Annotated in this window: 2 protein-coding genes; both read left to right on the forward strand. The window is 58.1% G+C overall.

What is annotated here, in order from left to right; genetic code table 11:
• Positions 1 to 821: DUF2345 domain-containing protein (locus WCA53_RS00760; RefSeq protein ID WP_423904273.1), on the forward strand; the 821-nt coding region annotated here is incomplete at its 5' end.
• 88 nt (positions 822 to 909) lie between these two features.
• Positions 910 to 2,227: M23 family metallopeptidase (locus WCA53_RS00765; RefSeq protein WP_423904276.1), on the forward strand; the 1,318-nt coding region annotated here is incomplete at its 3' end.

The following is a 2,227-nucleotide window of genomic DNA, read 5'->3' on the forward strand; positions in this document are numbered from 1 at the left end:
TCAGCACCGAGCATTCGGGCAAAAGCCAACTGACCCTTGGTCACATGGTTGATAGTAAACGGCAGAAACGCGGGGAAGGCGTTGAATTGAGGTCCTCTGGCCACGCGGCGATTAGAGGTGGAAAAGGTATTTTAATTTCGGCCGACGACCAGCCTCGCGCGAATGGCCCGCAGCTCGAAATGACGTCAGCACAGACCCACCTTCGACAGGCGCTGGCTCAAGTTCAGGCTTTGGCTGAAGCTGCCAAAGCGGCGCAAGCGATCGTAGCCGAGTACGACAAGCAGCGCGCTCTCCTCGACAACACGCTCGACCAACTGAAGAAGGCGGGTGTGTTGATAAGCGCACCGGATGGCATTGCGTTGACCAGTGGCGACCACCTGCAGATCAGCGCAAAACAAAACCTGATCGGCACGTCTGGCGGTAACACTGATCTTGGTGCCATGAAGAACGTCACCGTAGCGGCCGGAAAGTCCGCATCGGTTTTTGCGCAGCAAGGGATTCGCATCATCACCGGGTCGGAGAACCTGGTAGCGCAAGCTCAGACAGGTCAGATGCTTCTGACGGCCTCGCAAGACCTCAAGGTTACGAGTGTCAACGGACAATTGCTTGCAGCCGCAGGCAAGTCGCTGATGCTCAGTTGCGGCGGCGCATACATCAAGCTTGAGGGTGGGGATATTGAACTGGGTTGCCCGGGCGACATCACGCTGAAAAGTGACGGGCACCCGTGGGAGGGCCCAGCGAGTGAAACACCCAGGCTCCCAGCCCTTTCATCCGGCGATCTGACGTACACGCAGATCGATGACAACGGTCACTCCTCTTGATAAAGATAACTCTCCAATGCTGATTAGCCCCCCTTTTCTACCGAAGCGTAACGACGGCGAGTCCGACGAAGCATATGTTCGCCGAGCAATGACCGGCGACGCACCCGGCGCGGGCGCATTCCCGGTGAGCTTTCAAAATCGCTGGCACGGTGGCCTTCACTTGACGCCGCCGTTCGAACGAAGTGAAGACCTTGAGATTCGCGCTATCGCGGATGGTGTACTGGTCCATCGAGGCGATATCAGTACCAAGTCTGCCGAGGCGAATCATCCACTCAATTACGGCGGTGGATGGACCAGCGACGGCTGCATCGTGCTCAAGCACAGTACCGAGATCGGCGAGGGCGAAAACGGCAAGGTCGAGTTCTATTCGATCTACCATCATCTGCGCCATATGCCACCCGCCATTCTCGCGATGAAAATCGGACAAAAGGTGTGGCGTAAAGATCCCATCGGCAGCGCGGGGTACATTAACGACAAGCCCTATCTTTTCCACTTCGAAATCATCGCTGACGATGCCAACGCCCGCAAGCTCATGGGACGGATTCAAGGCGATGTGCCGCTCAGTGGCAACGGGCGAACGGACGCTTGCTACGGCGATATGCATTTCTATCTGCCCGCGAGCACGACCTTCAGTGACCTGCCGACGAACCCACACGGCGTGCGGCCTACGCCGCGCGACGTAGCTGGACCGGGCGTAGCGCTGTTCGTTTCGATGCACTTTGAGAACGGTCATTGCACGATGACCACGTATCGCGAGGACGGCACGCTCGTGGGAGCAACCAAGGACGATGAGATGCCGGGTGCCGCGTACGAGTATCAACTGTACGAGACGGCAACCAAGCTTTATGCGCAACAGCCTGCCGCCGGTTTTGAGTTGCTGCGGTTTGGGCGTGTGTTAGGAACCGCCGATACGCTGATTCCCGCGAATGCGCAGCACTGGCGCAAGGTCGCATTGCCGAGCGGCAAGCTGTGGGTAAATCTGAACGGCGCGGGCGTGGTCAAACTCAGTGACGCGGATTTTCCGCACTGGTTGGGCTGGCGAATGGTTGATGGCAGTCGTGGCGATTTGCGATGCAAGGACGAAAAGACGCTGGCGTTGCTCGCACCAGAAGCGCCAAAAGTTGAGGTCAGCCAGGTTCCGGGAGGCGCTCTCGCCGAGATCGGCACTGAAGCCGTTTCTTCAGAAGTGCTACGCAAGCAAGGTCTTGCACGTACGGCGGCAAAGTTCTTGACCGACTGGGACTACACGACTTTCGAGCGGCGGCTCGGCTGGCTTAAGAACCCGGAACCTGATGGGCGCGGCATGAACGATGCAAGCTTCGCGCGACTTCAAAAGCATAGTCAGGCGGTGTCGTTCTGGACGCAGGCGAATTTGGGAATGGATTCAACGCCGTGGCACTTTGAGC

Source organism: Caballeronia sp. (assembly GCF_049581465.1).
Taxonomy (GTDB): domain Bacteria; phylum Pseudomonadota; class Gammaproteobacteria; order Burkholderiales; family Burkholderiaceae; genus Caballeronia.